At 72.2% G+C, this 7,973-nt stretch carries 7 protein-coding genes and 1 pseudogene; 6 read left to right on the forward strand and 2 right to left on the reverse strand.

What is annotated here, in order from left to right; translation table 11 throughout:
- Positions 1-189 precede the first annotated feature (189 nt).
- The 4 genes from ADK60_RS01720 (at position 190) to ADK60_RS01735 (ending at position 4,897) form a co-directional block, all read left to right on the forward strand.
- Entirely contained in the window at positions 190-2,085 is a 1,896-nt protein-coding gene (locus tag ADK60_RS01720) for a CocE/NonD family hydrolase (protein ID WP_053642596.1), read from the forward strand.
- Positions 2,086-2,325: 240 nt separating this feature from the next.
- The gene (locus ADK60_RS01725) at positions 2,326-2,847 is read left to right on the forward strand and encodes a SigE family RNA polymerase sigma factor (protein ID WP_053642598.1); all 522 of its coding nucleotides are present in this window, start codon (positions 2,326-2,328) and stop codon (positions 2,845-2,847) included.
- The gene (locus tag ADK60_RS01730; protein WP_053642600.1) at positions 2,844-3,776 is read left to right on the forward strand and encodes a hypothetical protein; all 933 of its coding nucleotides are present in this window, start codon (positions 2,844-2,846) and stop codon (positions 3,774-3,776) included. Before ADK60_RS01725 ends, ADK60_RS01730 begins: the two co-directional genes overlap by 4 nt.
- A 410-nt stretch (positions 3,777-4,186) precedes the next feature.
- Entirely contained in the window at positions 4,187-4,897 is a 711-nt protein-coding gene (locus ADK60_RS01735; protein ID WP_159400256.1) for a serine hydrolase, read from the forward strand.
- Between the two features lie 140 nt (positions 4,898-5,037).
- On the opposite strand, the gene ADK60_RS01740 is transcribed toward ADK60_RS01735, so the two are convergent.
- Positions 5,038-6,249, reverse strand: a complete 1,212-nt coding sequence (locus tag ADK60_RS01740; RefSeq protein WP_053642602.1) for a S8 family peptidase — start codon at positions 6,247-6,249, stop codon at positions 5,038-5,040.
- 194 nt (positions 6,250-6,443) lie between these two features.
- On the opposite strand from ADK60_RS01740, the pseudogene ADK60_RS46085 reads away from it, so the two are divergent.
- Positions 6,444-6,674: pseudogene (locus ADK60_RS46085) on the forward strand (hypothetical protein); the annotation flags it as partial.
- Positions 6,649-7,164, forward strand: coding sequence for a DUF6879 family protein (locus ADK60_RS01745; RefSeq protein ID WP_053642604.1), 516 nt, complete (start codon positions 6,649-6,651; stop codon positions 7,162-7,164). The pseudogene ADK60_RS46085 and the gene ADK60_RS01745, both read left to right, overlap by 26 nt.
- 302 nt (positions 7,165-7,466) lie before the next feature.
- On the opposite strand, the gene ADK60_RS01750 is transcribed toward ADK60_RS01745, so the two are convergent.
- A complete protein-coding gene (locus ADK60_RS01750) occupies positions 7,467-7,673 on the reverse strand; it encodes a hypothetical protein (RefSeq protein WP_053642606.1) in 207 nt (68 codons plus the stop codon).
- Between the last annotated feature and the right edge of the window lie 300 nt (positions 7,674-7,973).

Here is a 7,973-nt window from a genome sequence, read left to right on the forward strand (position 1 = left end):
GCAGGTCCGCCCCGCTCCCGCAGCAACACTTCGGGAGCGCCGGACGTTCAGCGATGAGCATCAAGTCCCTTGCGCAGTGCGCACGTTGGCGGATGATCCGGCTCCGGCGCACTGACGCCCGACGTTCCGGAACGCCGTCTCCGCGCGGAACGGGATCCCGGCACGTCGCCACCAGAAGGAGGACCCCCCGTGCCACCACCCCGATTCGCCCGCCGTCCGCTGACCGCCCTGCTGGCGGCGGTCGCCGCGCTCACGTGCGCGATCGCCCCGGCCGCCGCGGCCGCTCCCGGACCGACCTCCGCCGCCGCCGAACTACCGCGGCTGCGCTCGCTGTACGTCGCGATGCCGGACGGCGTCCGGATCGCCGTCGACGTCTGGCTGCCGGCCGGCACCACGGCCGGCCGACGGCTGCCGACCGTCCTGGAGACGGAACGGTACTGGCGCTCCCGGGAGCACCCCGGCGGGCCCGAGAACGACCCCCGGGCCGGGACGGCGAGCGGCTGGAACGACCGCGGCTACGCCTACGTCGTGACCGATCTGCGCGGCACCGGCGCCTCGTTCGGCACGCTCGAAGCCGAACTCGGCGCCACCCTGATCAACGACAGCGGCGCGCTCGGCGACTGGATCGCCGCCCAGCCGTGGTCCAACGGCCGGGTCGGGACGACCGGCGTCTCCTACGGCGGCGACACCGCGGTGCTCGCCCTCGGCCTGCGCAACCACCACATCACCGCCGCCGCGCCGAACTCCTACGACTTCGACCCCTACGAGGACCTGATCCGCCCCGGCGGACTGCTGATCGAGCCCCGGGTCGCCGTCTACGGCGGGCTGCTGCGGATCCTCGACCAGGCCGGCGGCACCACCTGCGCGACCAGCGAGGAGACCCGGCGGCTCTGCGAGGAGTACGGACTGACCGGCGCCGCGCCGAAGCCGGTCGACGGTCCGGACGGGCCCGCCCTGCGCGCGGCCGCGCGCGCCGAGCACGCCGGGAACGCCAACCTCGTCGAACTCGCCCGCAACGGCGTGCACCGGGACTACACCGACGGCCCGCAGGGCTGGGCGGTCACCAGCGTGGCACCCCGGAGCCGCGCCATCGAGGCGGGCGGCGTCCCGGTCCTGACCGACGCCGGCTGGCTGGACGCCGGCACGCCCAACGGTGTGCTGTCCCAGTTCACCGGCCTGTCGAACACCCAGGAGAGCTGGATCGGCCCCTGGAACCACGGCCAGGGGTACCTCGCCGACCCGTTCCTGCCCAGCCGCCCGCTCACCGGAGCCGAACGCCGGGAGATCGGCGAGCGCACCGTCGCGTTCTTCGACCGCTACGTCAAGCACAACGAACGCCCCGACGGCGAGCGGCTCGTGCACTACTACACCCTCAACGAGGGCACCTGGCGGACCACCGACCGCTGGCCGGTCCCCGGGACGGCGAACCGGCGGCTCTACCTCGCCGACGGCAACACCCTCAGCCGGAGGCTGCCGACACCGGTCCCCGGTCGACCCGACACCGACCCGCTGACCCTCGATCCCACCGCCGGCACCGGCCCGCTCGACCGCTGGAACACCAACCTCAGCGGCGACCCGGTCAGTTACCCCGACCGGGCCGCCGTCGACCGCGGCCTGCTCAGCTACACCAGCCCGCCCGTCCAGCAGGACACCAGGGTGACCGGCCTCGGCCGGGTGACCCTCGACGTGACGGGCGTCAGCGGCGCGAGCGACGGCGCGTTGCACGTCTACCTGGAGGACGTCGCCCCGGACGGCCGCGTCACCTACATCACCGAGGGCCAACTCGCCCTCGCCGACCGGGCCGTGGCCTCCCGGTGGAGCAACCCCGACTGGCGCCGGCTGCGCACCCCGCGCACCTTCGCGGCCGCCGACTCCACCCCGTTCCCGCAGGGCACGCCCCAGCGGGTCACCCTCGACCTCCAGCCGACCTCGGTCCTCTTCAAGGCCGGTGACCGGATCCGGCTCACCGTCGCCGCCGCCAACGCCGACTCGTTCGAACTGCGGCCCGCCGACGGCAGGGCCGCCTACACGATCGGCCACGGCACCGTCCGGCCCTCCTACGTCGACCTGCCGGTGGTCGGCTGAGGACCCGCATCCCGTCGGCTCCCGGGCCGTCGGCGCACACCGCACCGGCGGCCCGTTCGCCCGTTCGCCCGTTCGCCCGTTCGCCCGTTCGCCCGTGAAGCCTGTCACCGAATATAACGCTTGGATCACGAACCAAGATCGCGTGCAGCAACCGCGAGTCGGGCGCCGTCAGGTAGGGCGGGGGAGCCAGGGGGGCTTCGGGAGGGGCGAAGATGCTCAACACACACGAGCCGGGTGGCCATGCGAAGCGCTGACATCCCCGCCTTCACGGCCTTCGTGCATGCACGGTCGTCGGCCCTCTTCAGGACCGCACTGCTGCTCACCGGCGAGCGTCATGTGGCCGACGACCTGGTGCAGTCCACGCTGGAGCAGGTCTGTCGGAACTGGCGCCGGGTCCGCTCCGCCGACGCGCCGGAGGCCTATGCGCGCCGGATCCTGGTGAACCTCGCCAACGACCGCTGGCGCAAACTGCGCGGACATGCGGAAGTACCCCTGGACGACGGGGTCGGGGACGGACACGTCGATCCGTACAAGGGGCTGGTGGTCCGCGACGAGTTGATGCGCGAGCTGCAGTCCCTGCCGATCGGCATGCGCACCGTACTGGTGCTGCGGTACTTCGAGGATCTCGACGACGCGGAGATCGGCCACTTGATGAACATCTCGACCGCCACGGTCCGCTCCCAGGTGGCCCGGGGCCTGTCGAAACTCCGGTCGACCGTCGACGCCCAGGCAGTGCACGCACGTTCGGGAGGGGCGGCATGAAGGACTACGACCTGGAGAAGGAGCTGGCCGCGGCCATGCTCGACCGTTCACGGCAGGAACCGCCGGGCAGCTACGACGTCGACGGCCTCATCGGGTCGGTGCGGCAGCGCCGCCGGCGCCTGCAGGCGGGTGCGGCGGCGGCCGTGGCGATCGTGGCCCTGGGTGCCGGCTTCCTGTCCCGAGCGGATCATGGCCGCGTCGCGCTGCCCGTACAGGGCTCGACCGCACCGAGCGCCGAGATTCCCTCTTCGCCCCCGCCCAGCGAGCCGCCCTCGCCGACGGCTTCGGCATCGGCATCGGCATCGGCTTCGAAACCGGCCGCCCCGGCCGCGCCGTCCCGGACGACGAACGCCCTGTTCCTCGCCGCTCTGCGCTACCAGAACCCGGCCACCCGCGCCGAGGTGGATCCGGCGGAGGTGGCGGCACTGTTCGCCAACGAGTCCACGTACCAACGGATCTGGGGTACCGACTCCCGCGGTGTGACCTGCGGTGCCCCGGTCGACGGCGTGCTGGCTTCGGGCGAGGTCCTGCTGTACCAGGGGGTCGAACGGCTCGACCGCACCCCTGCCCTGAGCTTCGACGGGGTCACAGGGAAGGTGACCGACCTGACCTGCCGAACGGTCGTCGGAGACAGCAAGGGGGGCGACCCCACGGTTTCCGGCTTCTACGGCGGGCTGGTGGCGGCCACCAAGTCCGGTGACTCCACCGCCGTGGCGAGGCTCGGGAGGCTGTTCGTGACCGCGCAGCTCCGATCCGACCAGGGCCCGACCGCCGGCACCTGCTCCTCCACCACTCCCCCTTTCTGGCTCGCCGACAACCCCTCGTCCGGAACTCTCACCCACGGATGGACCGTGAACCTCGGCGGCCCCCAGAGCTTCCCGATCGAGATCGACGAGACAGCGAAGATCGCCGGATCCTGCGGCAAGTGAGCCGCACCGACCGCCACTGAGGCGGACGACACCGGACCGAGCCCGCACGGCGGCGGGTCCGGAAACCCGCGGAAACCAACGGCAACCCACGGACCACCCCTGCGCGCCCTGATCGGCCGACAGGCGATGTCCGCATGCCCGGACGTCGGAAAGCGAGTGCCCGCATGAAGCATCGGACAGCCTTCGTCATACCCGTACTCGTGGGCGCCGCCATGGTGGCCCACGTCCTGATCCCGGCCCCGGGGCCCGCCGGGAGCGCCTCTGCCGGCCCACTGCCCACCTCAGCCCCATCGACCCTGTCAGCGCCGTCGACCCCGTCAACCCCGCCAGCGCCGTCGACCCCGTCAGCGCCAGGCACGTTCTCCGGGCCGGCACCCGCCACCCCGGGCACGACAACGCCGGAACAGGCCGTGCGCCTCGCGCTCGACGGCCTCGGCGTGCACCGCGGCCGGTACGCCCTCGCCGTCGAGGACCTCACCTCGGGCCGCTCGGCCGCCTACGGTTCGTCCGCCGAGACCTTCACCTCCGCGAGCATCATCAAGGTCAACATTCTGGCCACCCTGCTGCTGCAGACGCAGGACCGCGGCGGCCGACTCAGCTCCGCCCAACGACAGTCGGCCACCGACATGATCCGCGTCAGCGACAACGACGCGGCGCAGAAACTCTGGGTCGAGATAGGCAGGCGCCCAGGTCTGGACGCGGCCAACGCCCGGCTCGGACTCAGCCCGGCGCACGCCGGCCAAACGGGACCCTGGGGACTGACCCGGACCACGGCCCGGGACCAGATCTCGCTCCTGAAGGCCGTGTTCACGCCGGACTCCCCCTTGAACGCCGCATCCCGGTCTTACCTGCGGGACCTCATGAGCACCGTCACCGACGAACAGAACTGGGGCGTCGGCGCGGCCGGAGCGCCCGGCGAGCCGCCCGTGCTCAAGAACGGCTGGCTCCCGGACGGGACGCCGCAGCTGTGGGTCGTCAACAGCGTGGGCATCGTCGAACGCGCGGGGCACACACTGCTCGTCGTCGTCCTCACCGACGGTCAGCCCACCCGGGAGACCGGCGTCGCACTCATCGAACGGGCCGCGGCGGCCGCGGTCGAAGCGCTGGTGCGCACGCCCTGAACGCCTCCCGGCCCGGACGGTGACGCTGCGACCGGTGACCGTACCGGGTTCCGGGGGCCGTGTGCGGTCCGGGTCCTGACGCGGGACCGCCCCGCCGGCCCTGTGGGCTCGGCGGGGCGGCGGCTGTGCGGCAGGGCAGGTCAGAGGCCGCCGGTGTACAGCAGCGCGTTGGGGCTGGACTTGGTGACCTTGGTCAGGGCGTCCTTGGTGGATTCGGTGTCGAGCCACTCGTTGATGTCGGAGGGAGTGGCATCCGGATGGGCGGCGAGGTAGAGGGCGGCGGTGCCGGTGACGTGCGGGGCGCTGAAGGAGGAGCCGTCCAGGGTGGCGCTGCCGCCGCCGAGCTTGGCGGAGGTGATGCCTTCGCCGGGCGCGTAGAGGGACAGGCAGGGGCCGAAGTTGCTGAAGCTGCTCTCCTCGTCCCACTTGTTGGAGGCACCGACGGTGAGGACACGTTGGGCGGCGGCGGGGGAGATGAAGCAGGCGTCCTTGGAGCTGTTGCCGCCGGCGACGACGGGCAGGACGCCCGAGTCGGAGAGCGCGGTGGCGGCCTTGTCCAGCGCGTCGTTCCTGTCCCCGCCGAGGGAGAGGTTGGCGATGGCGGGCTTCTTGGCGTTGGCGGTGACCCAGTCGATGCCGGCGATGAGCTGCTCGAAGGTGCCTGTGCCGTCGCAGCCCAGGACGCGCACGCTCACCAGGTTCGCCTTGCGGGCGACGCCGTAGGTCTTGCCGCCGACGGTGCCGGCGACGTGGGTGCCCTGGCCCTGGCAGTCGGCCCCTTCCTTGCCGTCGCCGATGGTGTCGGTGCCGAGGGTCGCGCGGCCCTCGAACTCGTCGTGGCCGTACTCGATGCCGGTGCCGATCAGGTAGGCGGTCACACCGGCACCGTCACCCTTGACGTTGAACTCCCCGTCGCCCTTGCCGTTGACCGGGTCCCACGTCTGCTGGTCGATGCGGTCCAGGCCCCAGCTGGTGGCCGCCTCCCGGTGCTTGGAGGCGGGCGTCATGGTGGCGTCCGGCGCGCTCACGACGCCGTTCTCCTCCACGGCTTCCACTCCCGGCAGGGCCCGCACGTGCTCCAGCTGGGCGGCGTCCAGGCGGGCGGAGAACCCGTTCAGGGCGTGCCGGTAGGTGTGCAGCGGCTCGACGCCCCCGACCCTGGCCGCCACCCGGGCCGGGTCCAGGCCCTTGTCCACCGTGACGATGTACTCGCCGGGCACAGCCGAAGCCACCCTGTGCAGGGGGGCCGGAACGGCCCGCCCGGACGGGCCGTCGGCTGCCGCACCCTGCGAGGCGACCAGCGGAATGAGAAGGATGAGAGCGGCGGACGCGCAGCGCGCGGACAGTCGCATCAGATCTCCGTTCACGAAAAGGGACCGCCCCGGGGCAGGGACAGCCCCGCGCACGACGGTCGTCTGATGCTTCGTCCGCCTGCGTAGGTTCCTTTAGCGCGGCGCGCCGGAGGAGCTCGGTCCTCGCGCGTACGGCGTCACCGTGGGCCGCAGAAGGGTGCCTCAGTTCGCCGAACGCCCGGGCGCGTCAATCCTTGTGCAGCCTGCGCCGTTCCACGTACATCGGCCCCACCGTCCGGGTGGACCTGGCGGCCGAGGAGATCCTGTTGCAAGGATGGACGCACCCCGAGACTCGGTCGGCGTGCGAGGCGACCAGCCCCGCGAACGGTTCGGTACCCGACGGCGAGGCCGTCGTCAGGCTTCCGGCCCGGATGGTGCCCATGATCAGGGAGGCCTGCGATGCCGTCGAGCGTTCCCGACTTCGCCGAGCTCCTCGGACAGTGCGAGCGGTCCGCCGTCCATCTGGAGCTGCGGGACTCCTATGCCCCGACCGAACGGTTCGAGGCGTGGCGGCGCGGTGACCGGATCTCCTGGGAGGTCAGGGAGTCCTGGTGGCATCCCTATGACCAGTTGATCACCGATGCCGTGGCCCGCGGCGTGGTCGTCCGTCGGGCCCGGATCGTCTCCGAGCCCGTTTCCGAGTACATCCGGTGGGAGCACTACGTCACCCACGCGAACGTCACGGCCGGCGAGGAGGTCCGCTGGCTGCCCCGGCGGCGGGCCACGAGCATCCCGCTGCCGGGGAACGACTTCTGGCTGTTCGACGGAGCGCTGCTCCGGGTCCACCACTTCTCCGGCGACGGCACGGTGGTCGAGGACGAGATCACCTCGGACCCGGAAGCCGTGAAGCTGTGCGCCACCGCGTTCGAGGCGGTCTGGGGGCGAGCGATCCCGCATCACCTGTACGAGATCTGACGAAGGCCGGCTCCCTCCGTGCCCGCGCATCCCTCTCCCGGCGTTCAGGCGGCCCGCGAAGCCCTCGCGGGCCGCCTGGGCTGTCCGGTCCGCCGACGCCCACGTGCAGTGGCGACGACTCCAGCGGACCGGACAGCCCAGTCAGATCGATCTCCACTCGCGGGGCCTGACCGTTCGGAGCGCCGTGCGGGGGGCGATCCAGGAGGCAAAGCGGAGGCCGGCCCGACGCCAGTCGAGCTACCAGCGGGCGGGTTGTTCGCCGGTGCGGGGCCGTCCCGCACGCCGGCGCCGAGAGCTCGGGCCTAACTCAGGTAGAAGACGTCGAACTGTCCGTCGGACCGGGGGGCGATGGACGCCTCGCCCGCGCCCTGGGGCGGGTTGATGTTGAGGAAGTGCGCGGCGAGCTCCGCGTTCGGCTGGGTGCTGACGCGCCAGATCTTCACCCCCGCATCGCCCTCCAGCGCCAACGACTTCTTGAGCTCCGCGTCAGCCTCGCTGATCCGGGTCATGGCCTGCTCCTTCGCATGGTGGCCGAGAGCGCCGCCCCGACCGGGCGCGGCAGCTGGAAGCTAGCACCGGAAGCGGCCGAAACCGCGCTGAACAAGCGGCGGTTCGACACCGAACCAGGTGGCTTTCCGCCGGGCGGCCTACAGAGGGGACGGGCCGGGCGCCGCCGGTGGTCGATCCGCCGGGATCCACCGGACAGGCCCTATTCGGCGGGGGTGCCGCGGAGGAGGAAGGGGAGGTGGGCGCCGCGGGTGAGGGCGTCGAGGGCGTGGGTGGTGCGGCGGTGGTGGTCGGGGTGCATG

The organism is Streptomyces sp. XY431, assembly GCF_001279805.1.
Lineage (GTDB): Bacteria > Actinomycetota > Actinomycetes > Streptomycetales > Streptomycetaceae > Kitasatospora > Kitasatospora purpeofusca.

Coding starts and splice junctions, on each gene's coding strand:
- ADK60_RS01730 (WP_053642600.1), top strand. CDS start 2,844: ATGAAGGACTACGACCTGGAGAAGGAGCTGGCCGCGGCCATGCTCGAC.
- ADK60_RS01750 (WP_053642606.1), bottom strand. CDS start 7,673: ATGACCCGGATCAGCGAGGCTGACGCGGAGCTCAAGAAGTCGTTGGCG.
- ADK60_RS01725 (WP_053642598.1), top strand. CDS start 2,326: ATGCGAAGCGCTGACATCCCCGCCTTCACGGCCTTCGTGCATGCACGG.
- ADK60_RS01740 (WP_053642602.1), bottom strand. CDS start 6,249: ATGCGACTGTCCGCGCGCTGCGCGTCCGCCGCTCTCATCCTTCTCATT.
- ADK60_RS01745 (WP_053642604.1), top strand. CDS start 6,649: ATGCCGTCGAGCGTTCCCGACTTCGCCGAGCTCCTCGGACAGTGCGAG.